General features: G+C 59.2%; 22 protein-coding genes. 6 read left to right on the forward strand and 16 right to left on the reverse strand.

Annotated features, from left to right (window positions below; translation table 11 throughout):
* Positions 1-4: 4 nt before the first annotated feature.
* The 4 genes from sdhA to TSA66_RS19160 all read right to left on the reverse strand — a co-directional run bounded on the left by sdhA (position 5) and on the right by TSA66_RS19160 (position 3497).
* Complete coding sequence (sdhA, locus tag TSA66_RS19145) at positions 5-1783, reverse strand: succinate dehydrogenase flavoprotein subunit (RefSeq protein ID WP_040041135.1); 1779 nt, start codon at positions 1781-1783, stop codon at positions 5-7.
* A 2-nt stretch (positions 1784-1785) separates the two neighbouring features.
* The gene (gene sdhD / locus TSA66_RS19150; protein ID WP_040041136.1) at positions 1786-2154 is read right to left on the reverse strand and encodes a succinate dehydrogenase, hydrophobic membrane anchor protein; all 369 of its coding nucleotides are present in this window, start codon (positions 2152-2154) and stop codon (positions 1786-1788) included.
* Positions 2155-2156: 2 nt separating this feature from the next.
* Positions 2157-2567: a succinate dehydrogenase, cytochrome b556 subunit gene (gene sdhC, locus TSA66_RS19155; RefSeq protein WP_040041137.1), complete on the reverse strand. Its 411-nt coding sequence runs from the start codon at positions 2565-2567 to the stop codon at positions 2157-2159.
* A 138-nt stretch (positions 2568-2705) separates the two neighbouring features.
* Positions 2706-3497 (reverse strand): GntR family transcriptional regulator, encoded by a 792-nt coding sequence (locus TSA66_RS19160; RefSeq protein WP_040041138.1) that lies wholly within the window; start codon positions 3495-3497, stop codon positions 2706-2708.
* Positions 3498-3793: 296 nt separating this feature from the next.
* Between TSA66_RS19160 and TSA66_RS19165 the strand changes: the two genes are divergently transcribed.
* From TSA66_RS19165 to TSA66_RS19185, 6 genes are all read left to right on the forward strand, one after another.
* Entirely contained in the window at positions 3794-4783 is a 990-nt protein-coding gene (locus tag TSA66_RS19165; protein ID WP_040041139.1) for a malate dehydrogenase, read from the forward strand.
* Between the two features lie 93 nt (positions 4784-4876).
* Complete coding sequence (locus TSA66_RS19170) at positions 4877-5848, forward strand: HpcH/HpaI aldolase/citrate lyase family protein (protein ID WP_040042769.1); 972 nt, start codon at positions 4877-4879, stop codon at positions 5846-5848.
* Between the two features lie 58 nt (positions 5849-5906).
* Positions 5907-6374: a hypothetical protein gene (locus TSA66_RS19175; RefSeq protein WP_040041140.1), complete on the forward strand. Its 468-nt coding sequence runs from the start codon at positions 5907-5909 to the stop codon at positions 6372-6374.
* 108 nt (positions 6375-6482) lie between these two features.
* Positions 6483-9194: an aconitate hydratase AcnA gene (gene acnA, locus TSA66_RS19180; protein ID WP_040041141.1), complete on the forward strand. Its 2712-nt coding sequence runs from the start codon at positions 6483-6485 to the stop codon at positions 9192-9194.
* 109 nt (positions 9195-9303) lie between these two features.
* The gene (locus TSA66_RS27415) at positions 9304-9459 is read left to right on the forward strand and encodes a hypothetical protein (protein WP_198358848.1); all 156 of its coding nucleotides are present in this window, start codon (positions 9304-9306) and stop codon (positions 9457-9459) included.
* 237 nt (positions 9460-9696) lie between these two features.
* A complete protein-coding gene (locus TSA66_RS19185; protein WP_040041142.1) occupies positions 9697-10944 on the forward strand; it encodes a DUF2863 family protein in 1248 nt (415 codons plus the stop codon).
* 25 nt (positions 10945-10969) lie between these two features.
* Here TSA66_RS19185 and TSA66_RS19190 read toward each other — a convergent pair whose 3' ends face one another.
* The 12 genes from TSA66_RS19190 to TSA66_RS19245 all read right to left on the reverse strand — a co-directional run bounded on the left by TSA66_RS19190 (position 10970) and on the right by TSA66_RS19245 (position 26193).
* Entirely contained in the window at positions 10970-11434 is a 465-nt protein-coding gene (locus TSA66_RS19190) for a CYTH domain-containing protein (RefSeq protein ID WP_040041143.1), read from the reverse strand.
* On the reverse strand, positions 11434-12564 hold the full coding sequence (locus TSA66_RS19195) for a M14 family metallopeptidase (RefSeq protein ID WP_040041144.1): 1131 nt from the start codon (positions 12562-12564) through the stop codon (positions 11434-11436). The genes TSA66_RS19190 and TSA66_RS19195 overlap by 1 nt, the downstream gene beginning before the upstream one ends.
* Before the next feature lie 325 nt (positions 12565-12889).
* Positions 12890-15868, reverse strand: a complete 2979-nt coding sequence (locus tag TSA66_RS19200) for an EAL domain-containing protein (RefSeq protein WP_052452442.1) — start codon at positions 15866-15868, stop codon at positions 12890-12892.
* Between the two features lie 22 nt (positions 15869-15890).
* Complete coding sequence (locus TSA66_RS19205) at positions 15891-16094, reverse strand: hypothetical protein (RefSeq protein ID WP_040041145.1); 204 nt, start codon at positions 16092-16094, stop codon at positions 15891-15893.
* Positions 16095-16174: 80 nt separating this feature from the next.
* Positions 16175-17251 (reverse strand): protein-glutamate methylesterase/protein-glutamine glutaminase, encoded by a 1077-nt coding sequence (locus tag TSA66_RS19210; protein WP_040041146.1) that lies wholly within the window; start codon positions 17249-17251, stop codon positions 16175-16177.
* Positions 17252-17292: 41 nt separating this feature from the next.
* Complete coding sequence (locus TSA66_RS19215; protein ID WP_040041147.1) at positions 17293-17700, reverse strand: response regulator; 408 nt, start codon at positions 17698-17700, stop codon at positions 17293-17295.
* Positions 17690-20344, reverse strand: coding sequence for a response regulator (locus tag TSA66_RS25755; RefSeq protein WP_052452443.1), 2655 nt, complete (start codon positions 20342-20344; stop codon positions 17690-17692). The genes TSA66_RS19215 and TSA66_RS25755 overlap by 11 nt, the downstream gene beginning before the upstream one ends.
* A complete protein-coding gene (locus TSA66_RS19225; RefSeq protein ID WP_052452444.1) occupies positions 20341-20835 on the reverse strand; it encodes a chemotaxis protein CheD in 495 nt (164 codons plus the stop codon). The genes TSA66_RS25755 and TSA66_RS19225 overlap by 4 nt, the downstream gene beginning before the upstream one ends.
* 25 nt (positions 20836-20860) lie before the next feature.
* Positions 20861-21667 (reverse strand): CheR family methyltransferase, encoded by an 807-nt coding sequence (locus TSA66_RS19230; RefSeq protein WP_040042772.1) that lies wholly within the window; start codon positions 21665-21667, stop codon positions 20861-20863.
* A gap of 54 nt (positions 21668-21721) precedes the next feature.
* Positions 21722-22291, reverse strand: coding sequence for a chemotaxis protein CheW (locus TSA66_RS19235; protein WP_040041149.1), 570 nt, complete (start codon positions 22289-22291; stop codon positions 21722-21724).
* A gap of 13 nt (positions 22292-22304) precedes the next feature.
* Positions 22305-23978: a methyl-accepting chemotaxis protein gene (locus tag TSA66_RS19240; RefSeq protein ID WP_040041150.1), complete on the reverse strand. Its 1674-nt coding sequence runs from the start codon at positions 23976-23978 to the stop codon at positions 22305-22307.
* A gap of 61 nt (positions 23979-24039) precedes the next feature.
* Positions 24040-26193 (reverse strand): chemotaxis protein CheA, encoded by a 2154-nt coding sequence (locus TSA66_RS19245; RefSeq protein ID WP_040041151.1) that lies wholly within the window; start codon positions 26191-26193, stop codon positions 24040-24042.
* Positions 26194-26220: the final 27 nt, after the last annotated feature.

Consider the following 26220-nt stretch of genomic DNA (forward strand, 5'->3'; position numbering starts at 1 on the left):
TACCTTAGAAAGTACGTGCTTTAGGCTGGAAGGTTTCCACGGTCAGCGGCTTGGTGGTGACCGGCTTGTAGTCGAGGCGATTGCCTTCGGAGAACCACAGCGTATGCTTCATCCAGTTGACGTCGTCGCGCTTCTCGTAGTCGCGATGCGCGTGGGCGCCGCGCGATTCCTTGCGAGCAACGGCAGACGTAATGGTTGCCTTGGCGGTTTCGATCAGGTTGTCAAGCTCCAGCGCTTCGACACGTGCCGTATTGAATACCTTCGACTTGTCCTTGAACGCCACGTGCTTGCGACGCTCATCCAGCTCCATGATTTTCTTGTAGCCGGTTTCCAGCAGTTCGTCGGTACGGAACACGCCGCAGTATTGCTGCATGGTCGAGCGAATCGCATTGGCGACGTCCTGCACGCGCTCGGAACCAGTGCTGGTTTCTAGACGAGCCAGGCGCGACAGCGCGAGCTCGGCAGCATCCGCCGGCAACGGTTTGTGATTCTTCTGCTTCAGGTTTTGCGCAACGATATGGTTGCCCGCGGCACGGCCGAATACCACCAGGTCGAGCAGCGAGTTGGTGCCGAGACGGTTCGCGCCATGCACGGAGACGCAAGCGCATTCGCCGATTGCATACATGCCGTTGACGACTTCCTTCGGATTGCCATTCTTCGGCGCAACAACTTGACCATTGATATTGGTCGGGATGCCGCCCATCTGATAATGAATGGTCGGCACGACAGGAATCGGCTCCTTGGTCGCATCGACGTTGGCGAACTTGTGACCGATTTCCAGAATCGACGGCAGGCGCTTCTTGATGGTGTCGGCGCCGATATGGCGCAGATCCAGCAGAACGTGATCCTTGTTCGGACCACAGCCGCGGCCTTCCTTGATTTCCTGGTCCATCGAACGCGACACGAAGTCACGCGGCGCCAGATCCTTCAGCGTCGGCGCATAGCGTTCCATGAAGCGCTCGCCATTGGCATTGATCAGGATGCCGCCCTCACCACGCACACCTTCGGTAATCAGCACGCCTGCGCCGGACACGCCGGTCGGGTGGAACTGCCAGAACTCCATGTCCTGCAGCGGCAGGCCGGCACGTGCCGCCATGCCCATGCCGTCACCGGTATTGATGAAGGCATTGGTTGAGGCAGCGAAAATACGTCCTGCCCCGCCGGTGGCGAACAGCGTGGTCTTAGCTTCGAGAATCATTACGTCGCCAGTTTCCATTTCCAGCGCAACGACACCGAGGATGTCCCCGTCCGCGTCGCGGATCAGGTCGATTGCCATCCACTCGACGAAGAAGTGGGTCTTGGCACGCACGTTACGCTGATACAGCGTGTGCAGCAGTGCATGGCCGGTACGGTCGGCGGCGGCGCAAGCGCGTTGCACCGGCTTTTCACCGAAGTTGGCGGTATGACCACCGAACGGACGCTGGTAAATCGTGCCATCCGGATTGCGGTCGAACGGCATACCGAAGTGCTCAAGCTCATACACGACCTTCGGAGCTTCGCGGCACATGAATTCGATGGCATCCTGGTCGCCCAGATAGTCGCCACCCTTGACGGTGTCGAACATGTGCCAGTACCAGTTGTCCTCGGACATGTTGCCGAGCGAAGCACCGATGCCGCCCTGCGCCGCCACCGTATGCGAACGGGTCGGAAAAACCTTAGACAACACGGCGACGTTCAGGCCGGCTTCGGCCAATTGCAGTGATGCGCGCATGCCGGAACCGCCAGCGCCGACGATTACTGCATCAAAACGACGAACAGGAATAGATTGTTTGATTGCTGCCACGATTACACTCTCCAGATAATCTGCGCCGCCCAGCCAGCGCAACCGACCAGCCACAGGAGTGTGGCAACTTGGAATACGAGTCGCAGTGCGACGGACTTGGTGACGTAATCCATCCAGACGTCACGCATGCCGACCCAAGCGTGATAGAACAGCGCGAGGAAGGCAACGAAGGTGGCGATCTTGAACCACTGGCGTGCGAACAAGCCTGCCCAGCCCTCATAGCTGAAATTCGAGCCTGCCAGGAAAGACACCAGCAGGATGATGGTGTACAGCGCCATGACGATTGCGGTCACGCGCTGCGCGAGCCAGTCCCTCAAGCCGTAGTGCGCACCGACGACAAGGCGCTTCGGTCCAATATTGTTGTTTGCCATGTTTAGAATGCTCCGAACAGTTTCAATGCAACCAGTGCGGCCAGCGGCAGGCTGACGGCGAAGACGGCGACGGAAGACTTGCGCGCACTGTCCTTGTCCAACCCCATGTGCAGATCCATGAACAAGTGACGCACGCCGGCACAGAAATGATGCAGATACGCCCAGGACAAAGCCAGGATCGCAAGCTTAACCAACGGCTGGGCGACGTATCCCTTGAAGTATTCGAATGAAATTTCGGAAGTGAGGCTCTTGTCCAACAGGTACAAGATGAAGGGCAACAACAAGAATATCAGCATGCCGCTGATACGGTGCAGGATGGAGACAATCCCCGCCAACGGCAACCGGTAATGAACTGTTTGAGCAAAACTCATTACATTGAATTGCCGCCGACTTTTCTTTACGGCTTCGGACATACAAGACCTCCCAGTGCTTAATAATCCCGTAATTTTCGCCTATTTTGTGCAGCACACCAATAGGCATTCTTCCCTCGAGCAATATATCTTTTCGTCAATCAGTAAAATCCCTGATTGCCTCGACAATTACTCAAACCATCAACTCAACTCGTTTTGGTAGTGATGATGATCCGTCAAATACAGTCCGCGCCGCACTTCGACCGGCTTATCGCCGTAAGTGAAGGAGACGCGCTCCACGCTCAACAAAGGGGTATGCACAGCAATCTTCAACAATTCGGCCGTCGGCTCATCCGCACTGACTGCCCGGATTTTCTCTGTCGCGCGAATCATGCGCGTACCGAACTCAGTCTCGAACAAGCCGTACATCGGCCCCTTGTATTCAACCAGCCGCTCAGCGGTCAGCCCCTTGAACATCACCCCGGGCAGCCAAAGCTCCTCGACGATGATCGGCTCGCCGTCAAACGACTGGACACGCTTGATGAAAACAACGGAATCGCCGGACTTGATATCCAGTAGGCGCGCAACTTCTGCAGGCGCCCGCAGTCTTTTGACTTCCAGGATATTGTTGTCGGCATTGTGCGGGTCACCGGCATCGGGCATCAACCGCAGAAATCGAAATTGCGCACGCTCTTCGTGATGCGTCGCAACGAATGTACCCTTACCCTGCCGGCGCACCACCAGATTTTCCGCAGCGAGCTCGTCGATCGCCTTGCGCACTGTGCCCTGACTGACCTTAAAGCGATTGGCCAGCTCGACCTCGCTCGGGATCAGCTCGCCCGGCTTCCATTCGCCGGATTGCAGGCTTTGCGTGATGAGTGCCTTGATTTGCTGGTAAAGGGGACTGAAGGTTGGCGAGACTCCGGAAGCAGACGCACCCGCACCTGCGGCAGGAGTAGCGTTGCTTGTCAGATTGGACGGGATGGAGCTCATAGGCGAGGATTTCACCACAAAACACCCATTGCCGTCTAGCAAAAAGTGCTAAGTAATATGTCTTATATAAGATATAAGATAGCCGTTGACAGAGGTGCTATGTCGTCCTACACTCGACGGCAATATTTACTTGTTGCAAGCCGGGTGAAAAGCGATATTTATTGCTACGCACAAAAGCCGGTCTTGACGAGGACACGGCTGTGACTTGGTAGGTTTTCAACGGTATTATTACAGGCTCGCTGGATTTTTTCACAAAACTTCAGTCACCGTTTTCATTCCCACTTTGGAGATTCATCATGGCTAAAGCCCCTATGCGCGTTGCCGTCACCGGCGCCGCCGGCCAAATCGGCTACTCCCTGCTGTTCCGCATCGCTAACGGCGACATGCTGGGCAAAGACCAGCCGGTTATCCTTCAACTGCTCGAAATCCCGGACGAGAAGGCCCAGAAAGCCCTCAAGGGCGTGATGATGGAAATCGACGATTGCGCATTCCCGCTCCTGGCCGGCATGACTGCGCATAGCGACCCGATGACCGCGTTCAAGGATGCAGATGTGGCCCTGCTGGTTGGCGCACGTCCGCGCGGCCCGGGCATGGAGCGCAAGGATCTGCTGGAAGCCAACGCCCAGATCTTCACGGTGCAAGGCAAGGCGCTGGACGCTGTCGCTTCGCGCAACGTCAAGGTGCTGGTGGTTGGCAATCCGGCTAACACCAATGCCTATATCGCCATGAAATCGGCCCCTAACCTGCCGGCCAAGAACTTCACCGCGATGCTGCGCCTGGATCACAACCGCGCACTGACCCAACTGGCACAAAAAGTTGGCAAGCCGATCACCTCGATCGAAAAGCTGTGCGTGTGGGGCAACCACTCCCCGACCATGTATGCTGACTTCACTCACGCCACCATCGACGACCAGCCGGCGAAGGCACTGGTGAACGACGAAGCATGGACCAAGGACGTGTACCTGCCGACCGTGGGCAAGCGCGGCGCCGCGATCATCGAAGCGCGCGGCCTGTCCTCGGCAGCGTCCGCAGCCAATGCCGCAATCGACCACGTGCGTGACTGGGTGCTCGGCACCAACGGCAAGTGGACCACCATGGGCATCCCGTCCGACGGCTCCTACGGCATCCCCGAAGGCACCGTGTTCGGCTTCCCGGTGACCACCGAAAACGGCGAGTACAAGATCATCAAGGGCTTGGAAATCGATGCCTTCTCGCAAGAGCGCATCAACCTGACGCTGAAAGAGCTGATGGAAGAGCGCGACGGCGTGAAGCACCTGGTAGGCTAACGCATACCAATCTAGCAAGGGACGCGGCCGCTTGTGGATGGGCCGCGTCCCTTGTTACACTGCCCTCCTTATCCCACCTGATTGTCGCTGCACATGCATCCCTCCGAGGTCTTATTCCAGGGCGCCCACAAACCGGTTTCGATTCCGGCCTGTGATCACTATGCAGGTTCCGAAAAGCTGATGCATAAGTCGATCGCCTTGCAACAAGAGCTTGGCCCAGTATTCGACATCACCCTCGACTGCGAAGACGGCGCTTCCGCCGGCAATGAAAAGGCGCACGCCGAGATGGTGGCGGCACTGATCAACAGCGACGCGAACCAGTTCAACCGTATCGGCGCGCGGGTGCATGACCTGACGCATCCACACTTCGAAAAAGACGTTTCCATTATCTGCAAGGGAGCCGCCAAGCGCCTGGCCTACTTGGCCGTGCCAAAGGCGGAAAGCGTCGACGAGGTCGCGCGCGCGATCGACATCATCAATCGCCACGCAAAGAAGGCTGGCCGGGAAAACCTGCCCGTGCACGTGTTGATCGAGACCCACGGCGCGCTGGCCGATGTTTTCGCCATTGCTGCACTGCCGCAGGTCGAATGCCTGTCGTTCGGCATCATGGATTTTGTATCGGCTCATTACGGCGCCGTCCCGGGCAACACCATGCGCTCGCCGGGCCAATTCACGCATCCGCTAGTCGTACGTGCCAAGCTTGAAATCTCGGCGGCCTGTCATGCATACGGCAAGGTTCCATCGCATAATGTCACCACGGATATCAAGGAACCCGCAACTGTTGCGAACGACGCAGCGCGCGCAGCGGCTGAATTCGCCTACACGCGGATGTGGAGTATCCATCCCGACCAGATCAAACCTATACTGAAGGCATTCTCACCGCGCAGCTCCGAAGTCAGTGAAGCCGCGAGCATCCTGACCGAGGCGCAAGCCGCGCAGTGGGGACCGATACAGCATAACGGCAGGCTGCACGACCGCGCCAGCTATCGCTACTACTGGACGATACTCCAGCGCGCGAAGGCAAACGGCATGCCGATACCGGAATCAGCAGGGAGCCTATTGTGAAGTACCCGCGTTGCCCACACGAATTGAACAATACCGGGCGCGCACCAGAGGAAATTGCATGAAAACCATAAACGCACTCGTTCTTTTGATCGCCAGCGCAGCAGCCGCAGCTTTGGCAGCAACGCCAGCCATGGCACAGAACACCGCCCCATCCGCCGCCGCGCATGCCGCAAAGAAAGGACATGCGAAAAAGGCGCCGGTCAAACCGGCCGAGGAGGATGAGAAGGAGCCGGACGTTGCTGGACTACAGCCGGTCGAATTCCACTGCGAACTCGGCAACAATCTGACTATTTATCGTAGCGCCAACGATGACCAGCAAATTGCGCTACGCTGGAACAAGCACCTCCATCACATGATGCGAGTGACAACTACAACCGGCGCCAACCGCTTCGAGAATGCAAAGAAGGGATTGGTCTGGATCGGTATTCCGGCAAAGGGGATATTGCTGGACTCAAAGAAGGGACACCAGCTCGCAAATGAGTGCAAGAGCAGCGAGCAGGCGCTGAAGGCGGATTCGAAAGGCTGATACCGCCTAACTAGATGGAACGGCGCCCGGGCATGTACCGGGCGTCTTGCTTGTACGGTTTGAAATTCATTTGTCACCAGTTCAGTTTTCAATAACAAAGGAGAGGCTATGTCCCGCAACACTCTGAACACGCTCAAGGAATTCAATCTCTCGGGCTCCAAGAAGGGCCAGTTCTATTCGCTTCCCGCACTAGCAAAGAAACTCGACGTAAATCTATCGCGCCTGCCGGTCTCGATCCGTATCGTGCTGGAGTCGGTGCTGCGCAATTGCGATGGCCAGAAAGTCACCGAAGAACATATCAGGCAACTGGCGAACTGGAGCCCCAACGCGACCCGCGTCGATGAAATTCCGTTCGTGGTAGCCCGCGTGGTGCTGCAGGACTTCACTGGCGTCCCTCTCCTGGCCGATCTGGCGGCGATGCGCGGCGTGGCAAGCAAGATGGGCAAGAAGCCCAAAAACATCGAGCCGCTGGTGCCGGTGGACCTCGTCGTCGACCACTCGGTGCAGGTCGACTACTTCCGCGACAAGAAAGCGCTCGACCTGAACATGAAGCTGGAATTCCAGCGCAACAACGAGCGTTACCAGTTCATGAAGTGGGGCATGCAGGCATTCGACACGTTCGGCGTCGTGCCTCCCGGCTTCGGTATCGTGCACCAGGTCAACCTCGAATACCTGGCGCGCGGCGTGCATAACAAGGATGGGGTGTACTACCCTGACACCCTTGTCGGCACCGATTCCCACACCACCATGATCAACGGTATCGGCGTCGTCGGCTGGGGCGTAGGCGGCATCGAGGCCGAAGCCGGCATGCTGGGCCAGCCGGTGTATTTCCTGACACCCGATGTCGTTGGCGTAAACCTGACCGGCCAGTTGCGCGAAGGCGTGACGGCGACCGATCTGGTGCTGACCATCACTGAAATGTTGCGCAAGGAAAAGGTAGTCGGCAAGTTTGTCGAATTCTTTGGCGAAGGCACGGCCTCGCTCTCCACCACCGATCGCGCGACCATTGCCAACATGGCGCCGGAATACGGCGCAACCATGGGCTTTTTCCCGGTCGACGAAGCCACCATCGAGTATTTCAAGGGTACCGGCCGCAGCCGGACTGAAATCGACGCTTTCGAAAACTACTTCAAGGCGCAAGGCCTGTTCGGCATTCCGAAGGAAGGCGATATCGACTATACCAACGTCGTTACCCTCGACCTCGGCACGGTAGCGCCGTCGCTTGCAGGACCGAAACGTCCGCAGGACCGCATCGAAATCGGCCATGTAAAGTCGACTTTCAGCGAATTGTTCTCCAAGCCGGTGTCGCAAAACGGCTTCAACAAGAAAGCGGAAGATCTGGAAGCGGTGTACGAGACGTCCGATGGCATCAAGGTGAAAAACGGCGATGTACTGATCGCTGCCATCACCTCCTGCACCAACACTTCGAACCCGAGCGTGTTGTTAGCCGCCGGTCTGCTGGCCAAGAAGGCCGTGGAAGCCGGCCTGACGGTCGATCCGCACATCAAGACGTCGCTCGCGCCCGGCTCGCGCGTGGTCACCAAGTACCTGGAAGCGGCCGGCCTGCTGCCCTACCTCGAAAAGCTGGGCTTTGGGGTGGCCGCTTACGGCTGCACCACGTGCATTGGCAATGCCGGCGATCTGACCGCCGAACTGAACGAAGCCATCGTCAAGAACGATATCGTCGCGGCTGCGGTGCTGTCTGGTAACCGCAACTTTGAAGCACGCATTCACCCGAATATCCGCGCCAATTTCCTGGCGTCGCCGCCGCTGGTTGTCGCTTATGCGATCGCCGGCAACGTCACCAGGGACTTGATGACCGAGCCAGTCGGCAAAGGCAAGGGCGGCAAGGACATTTACCTCGGTGATATCTGGCCGACCTCACAGGAAATCGGCAAGCTGATGAAGTTCGCGATGAACGCGTCCGTTTTCAAGGAAAACTACGCGGAAGTCAAGGAAGCACCCGGCAAGCTGTGGGAGCAGATTAAGGGCGTGGCCAAGGGCGAAGTGTACAACTGGCCGAAATCGACCTACATTGCGGAACCGCCGTTCTTCTCCGATTTCGGTATGGAACCGAAAGCTGCCGCAACCGGCATTTCCAGCGCACGTGCGCTAGGCGTATTCGGCGACTCGATCACCACCGACCACATTTCTCCTGCCGGCTCGATCAAGGAATCCAGTCCGGCTGGCAAGTGGCTGCTGGAAAACGGCGTGACAAAGGCGGACTTCAATTCCTATGGATCGCGGCGCGGCAACCATGAAGTCATGATGCGCGGCACTTTTGCCAACGTGCGCATCAAGAACTTGATGATCCCGCCCAAGGAAGACGGTTCACGCGTCGAAGGCGGCCTCACGATACACCAGCCGAGCGGCGAGCAAATGTCGATTTACGACGCCGCTATGAAGTACATCGACGAAGGCGTGCCAACCATGGTGTTCGCCGGCGAAGAGTACGGCACCGGATCGTCGCGCGACTGGGCTGCCAAAGGCACGCAATTGCTCGGCGTGAAGGCGGTGATCGCGCGTTCTTTCGAACGCATCCACCGTTCCAACCTGGTCGGCATGGGCGTGCTGCCGCTGCAATTCCTCGGTGACGACAGCGTCCAGTCCCTCGGTATTACGGGCGATGAAACCTTTGACTTGCAAGGCCTCGAAGGCGACCTCAAGCCGCAGCAGCAAGTCACGCTGGTAATCAACCGCGCCAACGGCGAGAAGCAGGAAGTGAAAGTCCTGCTGCGTATCGATACGCCAATCGAGGTCGACTACTACAAGCATGGCGGCATCCTGCCCTTCGTTTTGCGCCAACTGCTGGCTGCATAAGCGAAATGCAACCTGCAAGCCAGACGTAAGAATGCACAGGTAGCCTTGAATCAAGAAAACGCCGGTTAAGCCGGCGTTTTCTTTAAATCAATAATTCAGGAGACATACCATGTGGAAAATTTTTGCTGCGTTTATGGTGTTCGCGCTGGCGGCGTTGTTCTTCATCATGCAGGGTGGCGACAAGGTGGACATGCAAGGCGAAGCAGGCGGACATGCGGCTGCTGCCTCTGCGCCAGTCGCATCGGCACCCGCGGAATCAAAGTAAGTCGTCCCGCTTTCGAAGCCGCATGGTTCGGGCCATGCGGCTTTTTTATTTTGGCACTACACCTATAGTGGACAGTCGGTAGCCAGCGGCCGGCAGTCATTATCGGCGGGAATGCCTTCAGGCATTACAGGACGTCCCAATATGCTTTTTTCACTGTTCGGGACGATCTATCTCGGTCGGCATACGTTGAATCTAATACAATAACAATACCCTCCTTCGCTTTCTCCTTTAATCGTCATGCGTCGTTTTTCCAAAAGTTCGTCCAACAGGCTGTCCGGTGACAGCCAGCGTCTGGTTGCCTTAGCCCAAGGCAAGACTCAGGCCGCAAGCCGCCTGGAGGAGCGCAGCTGGGAAGGCTGCGTGGATGCCTTGCTGCACAAGCTGTTGAAATCAGGGCATCAGGATACGATCGATGCCGCCCTCGAACACCTGTTCAAAACCGACCTCCCCGCGTACGACACGCTGATGGAATCAGTCGAAGCCAGCAGTGAATCCTGCATGATCGAGCACGATGGCGTTCAGTACGATGTGCTGCTGATCGCCGCGCCGATTCTGGCATGGACACGTTTTACCATTGCCTCCGGCACCATTCCGGATGAAATGCGCATGACGTTGTCAGCGCATCTGCACGGCCATCTGCTGGCACCCGATACGCGTCTTGCCCTGCAGCCGACGCTGTTTTCAATCGATCAATTGCCGCGTACCCATGTCGAAACCTTCGCCATGACTCAGCGCATGGCCCAGTCGGCCGTCAAGGGCGCCGCCCTTCGTCCGCTCGCCAATCCACCGGAGACGGCTCCCTTTCTCGCCGACACGCGCTACCTGCTGGCTGCCGTGGCCGCTCGCCGTGGGGAGCCGCTGTTTGCGTGGCAGGCATCGCTGCATCTCTCCGATCGCATGCAGGCACTGGCGCAATGGCGGGCGCAGGCGACGCCGAACATCATGTCGCTGATGCCCGGTTGCGGCGTCGAACTGCTGATGCCGGAAGCGTACTACGTCGCTTGCCGCGAGGCGGACAAGGAGATTCGGCCGGCATCCATTCGGGCGGCAGTGCATTACCTCACCAATACATTGGGCGTCGATACGAGCGGACTGCGCGCCATCATCGGCGGATTCAGCGAAGATCCGGTGGCCGGCCGCGTCGACGAATACCGCGTCTCTTTCACGCTGCGCCAGAATCCAGAAGTTGTTTATGGCGTCGTATGGCCGCTTTATGGGCAGGAGGATGAAGAAGAGACAGTCAGTCCCACACTGGAAGCCGTGATGATGCCGGAAAGCGTGTCGGAAGAATTGCGAACGCCGATTGAGGAAATTGTGGCCCTGCTACGCGCTTGCGGCATCGCGCACATCAAGCGGCATAGCGAGCGGTTTCCGATGGAGTTCTGCGACGATTGCGGCGCCCCTTTGTATCCGGATGCCGAAGGCGAACTGGTGCACGCTGAAATGCCCGAAGATGCACCGAGCGGAACCGAGCATTTTCATTGAAACTAAAGGCTTGGCACCTTGCGCATTACCATTTGGCATAGGGGTGGCGCAGCAGATTCGCATTGTAGTAGCGCGCATCGTGCGTCACCTCTTGCCCTATCCACGCCGGTTTCGCAAACGGCTGGTCTTCGCTCTCGAGTTCGACTTCCGCGACCACCAACCCGGCGTTTTCACCCAGGAACTCATCGACTTCCCAGATCAAATCCTGGTACGGAATGCGGTAGCGGTATTTTTCAATGATTGGCCGCTCGCACAAACTGTCGAGAAACACCTGCGCATCGTCCAGCGGAATCGGATATTCCCATTCGCCGCGCGAGGCGCCGACAGTACGGCCCTTGATCGTCAGCATTGCGCCTTCGCCTTCAATGCGTACCCGGACAATACGCTCCGGCGACGACGACAGGTAACCCTGGCGCAACAATACGCCTTGCCCCAGCGCCTTCCAGCTGTCGCCCACCACCAGAAACTTGCGTTCGATTTCGACGCCCATCACCGCCCCCGCGTTATCGAATGCAGAATCGGTTGCAGCATCGCGGCTCCTAGCCTGGCGCTGCGCGCCCCGTTCCAGCCGACTTCCGGATCGGGCAAGGATGCATTGTCCTTGAACGGCATCTCCAGGGTCAGCGAAACGCACTTGAACGTGTGGCCGATGTACTTCGATGCTAGCTGCAACATGTCAGCCCGGTATTTGCCGGCTTCATAACCATGCTCGGTCTGAAAATCCGGGCTGGCCAGTTTGAAGCTGTCGATAAAGACTTGTTGCTCAGCAGCCTGCCGCTCGCTGAATCCCTCCAGCATTTCACAGCCGGCGACAAAGACATGAGGCAGGCTTTCATCGCCATGAATGTCGAGGAATAGGTCGCAGCCGACTTCATGGATCTTGTTTTTGACCAAAAAGACTTCCGGACTTTTTTCCATCGACGGCGCGACCCATTCGCGGTTCAGGTTGGCGCCGGCCGCGTTGGTGCGCAAATTGCCACGCACGGATCCGTCCGGATTCATGTTCGGCACGATATAGAGTGCCGCATGCTGCAAAAGCTTGCGCGCAAACGGATTGGCACAATCCAGCAAAACGTCGATCATCCCCTCGATCAGCCATTCGGCCATGGTCTCGCCCGGATGCTGGCGCGCGATGATCCACACTTTGGCCGCCGCATCGGGGTTGCCGATCACGGCCAGATCAAGATCACGGCCGTCTACGGTGGCGCCAAGGCGTTCGACATGGGCAAACGGCACGTTCTCCACCTTGCCCAACAAGCGCAAATGGCGCTCCCAGGAATAAGGTTCGAAATACGCGTAATACACGCTATCGCGCTTCGGGACATGACGGACCGTTAACACCTGCCCGTCGTAAGTCGTCGGCACCCTGAACCAGTTTTCCCGATCGTAGCTGGCAACCGCCTGATAGTTTTCCCATCCCTGCGTAAATGCGGCCTGACCGGCATTCAAGAAGCGCATGACGCATTCCTGGCCGCACGCGCCCTGCAGACGGAAATAGAACCATTGCAGGAAATCGGCATGGCTATCCTTGCGCAGATTAAGATCGATCGTGGCAGGACTGTCGGCGCGAAGGACTTCAATAGCGCCGGCGTCGAACTGCTGGCTGATGTTGATGGGCATGATATGGAGTGATACCGGGTGAGCGGGCTGATGGTGAGTCAGGAGGGTAATGTTCGCGATTCACAATAGAAAAAGCCGGATTGCTCCGGCTTTTTCCACGTGCTTGATTCTAATGGTCGGGGCCGCGGAATTAAAACTCGGGACCGCTTGCACCCGGCTCCGTTAAACCGAATTCCGACATTATCCATCAAAAACTGGAGAGCGATTTTTTAAACGGCGCGCAGCTGCAGCCGTGCGATATCTCTTAAACAAGGGAAAGCATTTGACAGCCGCTATCGGGGGCAATCCTCGATGGGGGCGAGCGCCAGAGAGCCCATCGAGTGCGTTATCCCGTGTTTCCACTCATCACCGCAGGCGTTGCCTCAACCTCACCGCGTAGCGCCTGGTTCGCACGCAACAGGTCTTCGATCTGCGCTTCGGGGACCGGCCGGCTGAAGTAATAGCCCTGGATCTCGTCGCAATGATGCTTGCGAAGAAAGGCCAGCTGTTCCTCGGTCTCGACGCCTTCCGCGATGACGCGCAGGTTCATGCTGTGCGCAAGCAGGATCACCGCTCTGGCGATGGGCGCATCATCGTTCGCATCCGCAATGTCGCCGATGAAAGAGCGGTCGATCTTCAGGGTGTGGATCGGGAAGCGATGCAAGTAGCTCAGGCTCGAATAGCCGGTGCCGAAATCGTCGATCGACAGGCGCACGCCCATCTCATCCAACCGGGCAAGCGTCTCGGCGCCCGCCTCCGCATTCTTCATGATGACGCTTTCGGTAATCTCCAGTTCGAGTGCGTCCGCACTGCAGCCGGTCTCCTGCAGGATATGCGATACCAGCTTGACGATGTCCTGCCGCCCGAACTGGCGCGCGGACAAGTTGACAGCCGTGCGGATTGCCGGCAGGCCGGCACGTTGCCACTCCCGGCTCTGCTTGCACGCGGTCCGCAATACCCACTCCCCGATCGGCACGATCAGGCCAGTCTCTTCCGCCACAGGGATGAAATAATTGGGCGGGATCATAGGGCCGTCCTGCGGCTGCCAACGCACCAGCGCTTCCACGCCGACGATCCTTCCGCTCGCAATATCCACTTGCGGCTGGTAATGCAGCACGAATTCCTCCTGATCGAGGGCTCGGCGCAGCCGTGCGTCCAGTTGCAGGCGTTCCAGCACGCGAGCATTCATCTCATGCGCGTAGAACTGGAAATGATTGCCGCCTCGCTCTTTCGCCTGGTACATCGCCATGTCGGCGCTACGCAGCAGGCCGGGGCCGTCGTTGCCGTCCTTCGGATAGAGGCTGATGCCGATGCTGCCGCTCGGATAGAGTTCCTGTCCCTTGACAACGAGTGGCTCCGCCAGCGACAAGAGCGCTTGCTGCGCCAGTTGCGCCACGTCTTCTTCGTGCCCGATGTCGGAGAGGATGACCACAAACTCATCGCCGCCGAGGCGAGCCACCGTATCGCCATTGCGCGTGTTGCGGCTCAGGCGGCGGCCAATCTGGACGATTACCTGGTCGCCGACATCATGGCCAAGGCTGTCGTTGACGTTCTTGAAGCGGTCGAGGTCGATCAGCATCACCGCCACATACCGTTGCGCCCGGTGCGCATAGACGATTGCCTGCGACAGGCGGTCCTGCAGCAAGGCCCGGTTTGGCAGATCGGTGAGCGCATCATGGTATGCCGAATAGCGCAGCTCCAGTTCCATCCGCTTGCGCAGCGAAATGTCTTCGATCGCGGCGATGAAATAGGATGGCACGCCGGGCTCATCGAACACGAGCGACACCGAGACGCTAACCCATACATGGCTGCCGCTCTTGCGTCTGTACCGCTTCTGGATCGAGTAATTCTGGAGCTCCCCTGCCACGCTGCGCTGGATCAATTCCCGCGTCGATTCCACGTCATCGTAATGGGTGACTTCGAATACGGTCATGCCCAGCAGCTCTTCTTCCGAATAGCCAGTGATCTGCTGCAACTTCTGGTTGGCACGCAGCCAGCGGCCATCCACCGTCGCATGAGCAAGACCCACTGCGGCCTGGTTGAACGTGGCGATGAATCGCTCTTCGCTGGCGCGCAGGGCGGCCTGTGCCTGCAGACGCTCGGTGAGGTCCTTGATCAGCGCCATCATAACTAGACGCCCCCCTGAGCGCAACGCCCGCATCAGCATTTCGACCTGCACTTGCGTGCCGTCCTTGCGCCTGAGCACGGATCTGGTCACTGCCTGCTGTGTCGCACTATATGCAATGGCGTCGTAATAGGCTGCCAGCTGCTCCGGGCTGAGACCGACGCGGGTCAGGTATGGCGAAAGCTGCAGCATCTCCTCCCGGCTGTAACCCAGCATCGTGCAGGCGGTTTCGTTCACGTCGACGATGCGCAAGGTGGCACGGTCGACCACGTAAATGGCATCGGTGGAGTGCTCCATGCCAAGCCGGAAACGCTTCCATTCCTCTTCCGCGCAAACGCGCTGCGTGACATCCTGCGCCACCAACAGCCAGACCGTCTCGCCCTCCAGCAAGGTCTCGGAGATATGGAATTCGATATGCCGAGATCCCGTCGCCGGGGACATCATCAGCACCAGCTGATGGCCGGCGGACCGCGTCGAGATGCCATGGAGCAGCTGGTTGTTGTGGATGAGCTCATGCAGCGGCTGGCCCAGCGCGCCTGTTCCATCCTTGATGTCGCACAGCTCGCACATCGCCCGGTTGATTGACCGCACGCGACGCGCTGCATCGACCACCATCACGCCAGCCGGCATGGCGGCAATCATCTGTTCGGCAAAATTCTTGTGCTGCAGGATCGTCTGGCGGTCAATTTCGAAATAGGTTTCGAGTGCCAGTCCGATGTCCAGGAAAACGATCTTCAGCAATGCATCAAAGGTAGGCAGGAATTTTTCCGCGTCACCGTCCAGCAAGGACCAGAGCGTAGGCATCATGGCCGACAGGTATTTCCGGTAGGCGCCGATATACCACTTCGCATCGAGCCCGATATGCCGGTGCACCACACCCACGCGCACACGGTCCTGCAGGTACGCCTGCTCGTAGTTGCCCCCGGTAAGCTGGCTGAAATAGCGATCATGCGCCTGGCGCAGCCGTTCCACGGCATGCCGGTCCGTCAGCAGCGTGGTCAGGGGAGGGAACGCCATCAGGTAAGTGAAAAACTTCTCCGCCACGGCATGTCGCATCTGCGACAACGGAATGTCGATGGCGCGTAACAGCTCGACATCGCTCTGGCCGAATTCCAAGAATGCCTTGCGCTGGATAAGTTCATCCTGCGTCAGCCCGATTCTGTCGGCGATAGTTTGCACGTCTTCGTCAATTTTTTTCATGCGTTAGAACTGCTCTCATTCGTCATCGATGCCTGTCCGCACGGGAAGCGGCTTGGGCCTGCCTCGCCCCCAAATCCGCCGCAGCTTCTTCCGCCAGGGTCACGTTCTGCTGCATCGCTTGGGCCAATTGCGTAATGGGCTGATTGATCTGGTCGATGTCGGAAGTTTTCAGGCTACTGGACGATGATAGCCAAATGCATAAAACTTGCCAGATGGAAACTATCATGATTATGTAGCTGCTTTTTGTACAAAATCCTGTAGGCGATCCCCGACAGAGCGATTTCGTATGCCCCCTGCCTCGGCGAATCAGAATGCCGCAAGCTCCTGCATGATTTCCCTGCCAATGCCTCCGAGCGGGACGGTCTTGGCAACGGCGCCGCGCTTGATCGCTTCCTTCGGCATGCCGAACACGACGCAGCTCGCCTCGTCCTGCGCCACCGTGCGCGCGCCGGCATGGCGCATCTCCAGCAGGCCGGCGGCACCGTCGTCGCCCATCCCGGTCATGATCACGCCCAGCGCGTTGGCGCCGGCACACTTCGCGACAGAGCGGAACAGGACATCCACGGATGGCCTGTGACGATTGACCAGCGGCCCGTCCACTACCTCGACGAAATACTGTGAGCCGTGACGGCGCAGCAGCATGTGTCTGCCGCCCGGCGCAATCAATGCCCGTCCCTGGATGACGCGGTCGTTGTTCTGCGCTTCCCTGACCTCGATCTGGCAGATGCTGTCGAGGCGCGCGGCGAACGCCGCGGTGAATTTTTCGGGCATGTGCTGCACCACCACGATGCCGGGCGACACCCGCGGCAATCCCGCCAACACGGCCTCCAGTGCTTGTGTCCCGCCGGTCGAGGTGCCGATTGCCACGACGCGTTCCGTCGTCCGCGTCATCGCGTTTCCGGCAGGCGGAGGCAGGATCGCGCTAGCCGAGTGCTTTTCAACGACAGCGGGTGGCGCGTTGTTCGACACGATCCGCCTGACGTTCGCGCGGGCGGCGGCACGTATCGCGCTCAATAGATCGTCGGAGGCATCCTTGAGATACTGTTTCAGCCCGAGCTTCGGTTTGGTAATGACCGCCACGGCACCGGCAGCCATCGCTTCTATCGTGGTCTGCGCCCCCTTCTCGGTCAGCGTCGAACAGATCACGACCGGCGTCGGGTGCTCGCCCATGATCTTTCTCAGGAAGGTGAGGCCATCCATGCGCGGCATCTCGATATCGAGTACGACGACATCCGGCCACTCGCTCTTCATGCGTGCCATGGCGAGCAACGGATCGGCGGCCGTGCCGAGCACGGCGATGTCCGGCTCGCTTTCCAGCAGTCCGGCCATCACCTGCCGCACTACGGCGGAATCGTCAACCACCATCACCATGATGCGCTTCATTTCCCCCGCTCCCGGGCGGCACACCATTGACCGGCCATCATCTACGCACTCTTTCGCTTGTCGAGCGCTGCGATAATCTTGCCGTACAGGTCTTTCGCCGAAAAAGGCTTGACCACATAGGCGTCGACGCCGAACTCCATGAAGGCGCGGATGATGTCCTCGTTGCCTGCATTACCCGAAATCATGATGAATGGAACACGCCTGAAATTCGCGCGGGACCGCATCCACTTGACCAGGCTGTTGCCGTCTCCACCCGCCATCTTCCAGTCGCATACCACGGCATCGAAGTGCTGTTCATTCAATCTTGCGATGGCGCCTTCCAGGTCGGATGCCTGTTCAATATGGGCGAAAGGATTGATCCGTTCGATGCCTGAACTCATCAGGAAACGGTGGACCTGGACATCGTCCACCACGAGAATGCGCAGGTCCTTGGAATAATCAATGTTCATTGGCATGCTCATGCATGAGTTGGAAGGAAAAAATGCCTGCGACAACATCCCGCAAGACGGTTGACAGGCGGGCGGCTTCCTCTTCGATGCGCTTGTACGCTGCGGTGAAATCATGCGGAGGCGCGCCTTTCGCCTGTGTTTCCAGTGCCACGCAGGCATCGTGCGCCGCATAGGCCGCGATGCTGCCGAGGCTGCTCTTGAGGCGGTGCGCCCTGTCCTTCATGCCGCCTGCGTCCTGGTCGGACGCAAGCTGCCGTATTGCAGGCAAGTCGGTATCGATCTGCTCGAGCACCAGCCTTGCCAGCATCCGCAAGTGGGCGGCATCGCCGTCGACAGTGGCCAATGCTTCATCCAGGTCGAACACCGTCAGCTTGCGTTGCGCATGCGAGATTGCTCGGGCCGCCGCCGGCGTTCCAGGCACGGTGGGGCTCGCCGTGCCACGCATTACCGTATCGATCTTGTCGAGCAGCGCGCGCCCCCGGATCGGCTTTGCCAGGTAATCATTCATGCCCGCCGCGATGACGATGTCGCGATAGCCTGCCATCGCATGCGCCGTCAACGCGATCATCGGCGTGTCTATCCCCAGGGCGCGTATGCGCCTGGCGGCCTCCAGCCCGTCCATGACCGGCATCTGCACATCCATCAGGATCAGGTCGAAGCGCGCCGACTCTAGCAAGTCAACGGCGTCCTTACCGTTTGTCACCGCGGCGACACGGTGCCCCGCCTTCTGCAGGACCGTGAGCGCGAACTTGCGGTTCACCTCATTGTCTTCCACGAGAAGGATGTCTACGGCTGCAGTCGCACGAGCCGGCCCCGCCAGCGACGCGGGGACGTCCTGCCGCCCCACTTCTGCGGCAAGGCCGAGCCACACTTCGAAGGAGAACCTGCTTCCCTCGCCCGGCGTGCTTTGCACTTCGATTGTTCCATCCATCAAGCCGACCAGCATGCGGCTAATCGCCAGGCCTAGCCCAGTGCCTCCAAACTGCCGGCTGGTAGATGCGTCGGATTGCGTGAACGGCTCGAAGATCAGCTTGAGCTGGCCTTCGCTGATGCCGATGCCGGTATCCCTCACGGCAAACGCCGTCAGGATCCGGCCTCCTTCCCGTGCACGCTGCACCACCTCCAGCGTCACGCCGCCACGCTCAGTGAACTTGAGCGCATTCCCCGCAAGATTGACAAGGACCTGGCATAGCCGTAGCGGATCGCCCAGGAGCGATTCAGGCATGCATGGGTCGATGTATACGTCCAGCCACAAACCTTTCTGCTGCGCGCCCACAACAAGAGGTGCGATCATCGTGTGCAGGTTTTTCCGGAGATCGAAGGCGACCGATTCGAGCGTAAGCTTGCGGGCTTCGATCTTCGAGAAATCGAGAATGTTGTTGATGATCCCCAGCAGCCCTTCGGCCGACGAATGCGCGTAGGAGAGGTACTGGCGCTGCTCCGTGGTCAGGGCCGTGTCGAGCGCCAGCTCCATCATGCCCATGATGCCATTCATCGGCGTTCGGATTTCGTGGCTCATGTTGGCGAGGAATTCGGATTTCGCCCGCGTCGCCTTCGTCGCCCTGTCGCGTGCCTCGATCAGGTCACGTTCGACGCGCTTGCGTTCGGTGATGTCGGCAGTGGTCAGGATGACGCTGGCAAGGCTTTGCTCATGGCCGGGCGTCACGAAGCGCTTGATCATGATCTGACGCATCGTGCCATCCAGCCGGACCAGTTCGCTTTCGCGCTCGAACACCAGGTGCCCGTTGAACACTGTCACCAGCTGATCCGCAAAGCCGCGCATCGCCGCCTCGCTCAGGTAGTGCTCGAGCGTGCGCGGCAGTTGCTCCATGCTACTAGCCCCAATCAGGGCGAGTGCCGCATCATTGGCACTGACGATGCGTGCCAGCGCAGCAAGGCGTCTGATCTCGTCCGGCCTTTCTTCCAGCCAGTTCCGCAAGTGTTCGACGCCGTTCGTCCGCAACGCGAGCAGCGCCTGCTTGATCCCCGACCAGTCCATTTCCCAGATCGGTACCGGCGCATGGCGATACAGGCTGCCGAAGCGCTCTTCACTCTCCTTCAGTGCCTGTTCGGTGCGCCGCCGCTGCTCGATCTCGTTCTGCAAGCGTCGATTCAAGGCCATCACCTCAAAGGTGCGCGCACCGACGCTGTCGTAAAAATCACCCAGCATGTCAATAACCACGTCCTGCAAAGGTTCATTGGCTGGTTCCGGCTGCCCGGCCGCGCCGCCCGAGCGCAAGGCGATGATCTGCCTGATCAGCCGTGCGTCCACCCCGGCGATATGCCACTTCACCAGGAAGCCAAGCAAGTGATCCACCACGTCGATGAGATGGGTCGCCACAAAGGCGTCCGCCTTGTTAATGAGTTCCGTGAAGCTTCGATAAGCCTTGGCGTGCGCTTCCCGGTACGCGCTGTTGACTGGCCACGCCTGGATCAGCGCCGACTCCGACTCGAAGTGATACAAGGTATAGCGCCGCAAGTCGTCAAAGGCATTCCTCAGCTCGTGGTCTTGCGCGCCACTCCCGCGCAGCGCGCTCAGTGCATTGATCTTGTCGATCAAAACCCGGTGCTGCGCATCGATCTCTTCCAGGCCGGTAGCGAATTGCTCGCTCCACGCCAGTGCTGCCGTGCCGTTTGTTTTCATTTCCTGTCGTTCCGTGCTTCACTGCCGATCGGCCTGACCTGGCGTCCCCACACATGGCCGGTGCTGACGTCGAATACGATCTGCCGATGACCCACGCCAAACAGGCTTTCGGAAACCACCTTGATGTTGTGCCTGCGCAGCAGTGCGCGTGCCTCCTCGCCATTGCGATCGCCGATCCTGAGTACGTCTTTCTTGACTTGGCCGGGAAACATGTCGCCCCCGCCAAAGATCTTGGCATGGCACTGTTCCGCGGCCACGCCGGCCCGCTTGAGTTCCCCCAGCATCAGCACCAGCGCATCCTCTCCGTAGCGTCCGTCCAGGGACGCGCCGCGCCTTCTACCACCGCTCGCCAGGATGAAATGCGACATGGCGCCGACGCGCATCCCGGGGTGCCATAAGGTGATCGACACGCAGGAACCGAGCAGCGTCCGTACGCGGTACGTCGCGTCGCCAACGAAATATTCGCCAGGCTGCAGAAAGATGTCGAGCATGGGGGAAGCGCGCTTCAACATGGCATCAGCACTTTCGATACACCGACGGCATCACGCCTTTGACGGCATCGGTGACATCGCTCAGCGACTCCGAATGGCCAATGATGAAAAGGCCACCCTGCCTCAGCTGCGACAAGACCCTGGCCACGACCTGGCGCTTCGTTTCGTTGTTGAAATAGATCATCACGTTGCGCAGGAAGATGACGTCGAACGTGCCCAACTGCGGCAAAGCCGCATTGAGGTTGACCTGCGCGAACTGCACGCGGTTGCGCAGCGTGCGGTCAATCAGCAAGGTGCCCTTCTGGCCGTCGATGCCTTTCAGGCAATACCGCTTCAGGTAAGCCTGGGGGATCTGCGTCGCACGCTCCATGGGATAGTGCCCGGCGCGCGCTTTCTGCAGCACGCGGGTGCTGACATCCGAGCCAAATACCTCCCACGGCACGCCGTCCATACAATCAGCCAGCACCATCGCGATGCTGTAGGCCTCTTCGCCGGTTGAACTGGCGGCGCTCCATACCCGCATGGAACGCATATGGTTCCGCGACGCGCGGGCAAACTCCCGCAGCAGATCGAAATGCTTTGACTCCCGGAAGAAATAGGTTTCATTGGTCGTCAGCAGATCGACCGCCACCTGGGCCTCGTCCGGGACGTCTCCGCGTTCGAGAAGGCGAAAATATTCACCGTAACTGTCGACGTGATAGTGTGCCAGCCGCTTGGCAAGCCGGCCGACGACCAGCGCCTTCTTGGCGGGCGACAGGTTGATTCCAGCCGCATCGTAGATGAAGCGCTGGAATTGCCTGAATTCCTGGTCGGTGATGTTATTCGTCTTCATTCCTTGCTTGTCATGCATCCGGGGAGCCAAGGGGAAGCTCCGCCATGCGCTGTCCTACGCGGCCACCCCTGCGCTATTGCTGCCAATCAGCAACTGAGCCATCGTATTCACGTTCGCCAGCGTGGCGATGTCGTCGAGCGACAGGATCTCCCCGAGATTCAGCAGGATCACGAATTTGCCGTTGACCTTGCCCATGCCCTCGATGAAGTCTGTCCGGATCTTCGCTCCGAAAGCCGGAGGCGGCTCGACGTCTGCTGCGGCAATATCGAGAACTGCATTGACCGCGTCGACCATCACCCCAACCACCTGCTGCTCTCCACTGTTAGCGATCTCAACGATCACGATGCAGGTACGCTTGGTGACCGTCGTCGCCGCCTTGCCGAAGCGGGCAGCCAAATCCAGCACCGGCACCACCGCACCGCGCAGATTGATCACCCCGCGTATACATTCCGGCATCATCGGCACTTCAGTCAGTCCGCCGTATTCGATGATCTCTTTCACGGCAAGGATGCCGATGGCAAACATCTCGCCGCCCAGCATGAAGGTCAGATATTGCGTATGTTCCACAGCCTTGCTGGCGGCGGGCAAATTGCCTGCCGCCTTTGTTTCTACGAGTGCGCTCATCGCCATCCCTCCATCAGAATCGCGTGAACTGCGCTTCATCCACCTTGCCGTCGCCGCCGAGGGCAAGCGCAACGCTCGCCGGTTTCATTTCCGTATGCAGAGGGAAAGGTGCCTTGCCTGCCCGGGCAGACTTGCGCACCATTTTGGTGGCGCCACTCGCCTGCTTTCCGCTCTCCAGCTTGAAGAAGCTCATGGTGTTCTGGAGCTGCTCTGCCTGGCCGCTCATTTCCTCGGCGGTCGCGGCAAGCTCTTCGGAACTGGATGCGTTCTGCTGCGTGACCTGGCTCAATTGCGTCATCGCGGTATTGATCTGTCCGACGCCGGACGACTGTTCCTCGGAAGCCGCCGTGATCTCCTGAACCAGATCCGAAGTCTTCTTGATGTTCGGCACCATCGCATCCAGCAAGTAGCCAGCCTTTTCCGCTAGTTCTACGCTGCTGGTGGCGACTTCACTGATTTCCTGGGCTGCGACCTGGCTGCGTTCGGCGAGCTTGCGCACTTCGGCCGCCACTACCGCGAAACCCTTGCCGTGCTCGCCGGCGCGAGCAGCCTCGATCGCGGCATTCAATGCCAGCAGGTTGGTCTGGTAGGCGATATCGTCGATGATCACGATCTTCTTCGCGATCTGGTTCATGGCCGCGGCAGTTTCCTTGACCGCCGCACCGCCTTCGGCCGCTTCCTGCGCAGCCTTGGTCGCCATGCCGTCGGTAACCTTCGAGTTCTCGGTGTTTTGCGCGATCGAGGAAGTCATCTGCTCGACCGAGGCGCTGGTCTCCTCAACGCTGGCGGCCTGTTCGCTGGCGGCCTGCGACAGCGATTGTGCGGTGGCTGAGACTTGTTCTGATGCACTGGAGATGTTATCGGTTGCGCTGCGTACATCGTTGATGATTTCCGACAGCTTCTCCACCATGGTTTTCATGGAGAACATCAGGCTGTTCTTGTCGTTCGCCTTCACGGTCACGTCCACGGTGAGGTCGCCCTCGCTGATGCGGCGCGCGATGTCGGCCGCCACAAACGGTTCGCCGCCCAGTTGCTTGGTCAGGCTGCGGGTGATCAGGATGCCGAGCGCCAGGCCGGCGAGCGCGCTGCCGGCCACCAGAAGGATCATGAACAAGCGGCTCTCATGATAGAGATCGTTCGCGTCCTTGGCCGCCGCCACGCCGTTTTCCTCTTTCAATCGGGTCAGCTCGGTCAGCTTGTCGTCAACCCCTGTGGCCTGGGGCATGAAAGTGGTGAAGATGTATTGCGTGCTTTCCCTGTTTTCCTGGAGCTTCTCGCTCTCGACTTTCTGGATCACTTCCGGAATCAGCTTGTCGTAATCCTCCAGCATGCGGTCCAGTTCGGCCAGCTTGCGCTTGCCCTGCTCGGAATAGAACATGGGCCGCGCCTTGTCCAGGTTTTCCTTCATCAGCGAGCGGCTCTTCCGGATCGCATCGACTGCTTTCTTCCTATCCTCCATGGTCGGCGCCAGAGCCAGCGTCCGGACTGCACGTCCGATATAGATCAGATCGATATTCGCCTCCTTGACGTAGGAAACGCCCAGCAATTCCATTTCGTACAAGCGCTGGGCGGTCTCGCTGATCTTGCTCATGTTGAAAATCCCGACGCCGCCAACGATTGCTCCGAGAATCGAAACAAACAAGAAGCCGGCAATCAACCTTGTTCCCACTTTCATGTTCTTGAACATGTTTACTCCTCCCAAAATTCTTAAGTCATCATCAGCCTGCCCGGCCGGATCATGTTCGCGCTCAGGCCGCTTGCGTTTCCTGATTTGCCACCTCTTGAACCAGCATCGGCACATCGAGAATCAACGCTACCTCGCCATTGCCGAGGATGGTCGATCCGCTGATGCACCTCAGATGCCCGAACATCTTTCCCAACGGCTTGATCACCGTCTGAAATTCGCCCAGCAAGGTATCGACCACCAGGCCAGCCTTCTTCCCCGCGTAATTGACGACCACGATGCTTTCCCTCCGACCAGCCGCTCCTGCCACACCGAACAATTCGCGTAGCCGGATGAACGGCAGGACCTCGCCGCGCAGATTGGTATAGTCGTGCCCGGGCTCGCAAGAAAACTCGATGCATTCCTCGATCATGTCGAGCGGGATGACGAACGTCGATCCGCCGAGCCCGACCAGAAATCCGTTGATGATGGCCAGCGTCAGCGGCAGCCGTACGACGACCTTGGTGCCCGCGCCTTCCTCGCTCTGCACATCCACGCCGCCGCGCAGCGCGGTAATGTTGCGCTTGACAACGTCCATGCCGACACCGCGTCCCGACAGGTTGGTGACTTGGTCAGCGGTCGAAAAGCCGGGCTCGAAAATCAGCGCATAGATTTCACTGTCGGAAAGCGCACGCCCCGGCTCCACCAAGCCGCGTTCAATGGCACGCGCGAGTATCTTGTCGCGCTTGAGGCCGCCGCCGTCATCGCTGACTTCGATGACGATGCTGCCCGAGTCATGGTAGGCGTTGAGCTGCACCATTCCCTGCGCCGGTTTGCCGCGCGCGGCGCGAAGCTCGGCCGGCTCGATACCATGGTCTATGGCATTGCGCACCAGATGTGTCAGCGGATCGGCGATCTTCTCGACCACGGTCTTGTCGAGCTCCGTCTCCTCGCCACTCAATACGAGGCGGATATCCTTGCCGAGCTCGCGAGAAACGTCGTACACCACGCGCTGGAAGCGACTGAAGGTCGCGCCGATCTTGACCATGCGCAGCTGAAGGGCGCTGTCGCGCACTTCTTCGACAAGGCCGGACAGGATCGATGCCGCCTCCTGCAGTTCGTCGTTGCGCGCCCGGCGGGCGACCAGGTTGGCGCTGGCGCTGGCGATGATCAGTTCGCCGATCAGGTTGATCAGGTGGTCGAGCTTGTCGGCGTCCACACGGATGGAGCGCGCCTCCTGCGTTCTGAACTGGTCACTGGCATGGTGCTGCTTTGCGATGGCGGCATCTACCACGACGCCCGGGACAGCACCCTGCTCCACCAAGATTTCGCCGAGGCGCTGTGATGGCTTGGCGTCCGCCTGTTCCTTCAGCGCATTCTCAAGTTCGGCTGCCGTGACGCTTCCGCAACGAACGAGTATTTCTCCGAGGCGCGGCACTTCCTCGGGAAGCTCGCGGATCAGCCTCACGTAGTCGGAGATCCTGCTGTTCGGCGGCAGGATGCGCAGGCGGCAATCGTCGCGCACGAATTCGAATACGTTCTCGATGGCCGCCTTGTCAGCGTCGCTGTCAAAGGCGATTTCGAAGCCGAGATAGCAGCTTTCCGGATCCATTGACTCGTTTGCCGGCATGGCGTCGGCAAGCGTGGCGATGCCGACAATCCTGCCAATGGTGCCGAGGTAGCGGATGAATGACATAGGGTCCATGCCATTGCGCAAGACATCGGAGCCGAAACGCAGCGAGATATGCCAGTAGTCGCTGCTGCCGCCCGACTCGCCCATGCGTTCAAATGCGCTGGCATGTGTTTCCTCTGGCACGCCGGCGACCTGAAGGGCAGTCATTGGCGTGGCGTCAAGGTATTCGCGCAATTGGCGGATCAGCGGTGCTGCCGCTTCCGAGGCCGCATCGTCGGCTTCCAGCCGTCCGGCTTCAACCATGTCGATCAGGAGGCTGAGATGATCGCGGCATGCCAGCAGCAGCGTCACCAGTTGGCCGGTCAGCTGGATCCTTGCGTCGCGTACCTGGTCCAGTACGCTTTCCACGACATGGGTAAACGCGACGATATGATCGAGGCCGAACAAGCCGGCCGATCCCTTGATAGTGTGCGCGGCGCGAAAAATGGCATTCACCAGCTCCGTCCGGGATTCGGCCTGCTCAGCTGCAAGCAGCGCGCTTTCCATGTCCTCCAGCAGTTCCCGGCTTTCGACGAAGAATGTCTGCAATGCCTGTTCGAGATTCATGGGCCTCCCTCTTCTCTTTAACGGATG

Origin of the sequence: Noviherbaspirillum autotrophicum (assembly GCF_000818395.1) — a bacterium.
Taxonomy (GTDB): domain Bacteria; phylum Pseudomonadota; class Gammaproteobacteria; order Burkholderiales; family Burkholderiaceae_D; genus Noviherbaspirillum; species Noviherbaspirillum autotrophicum.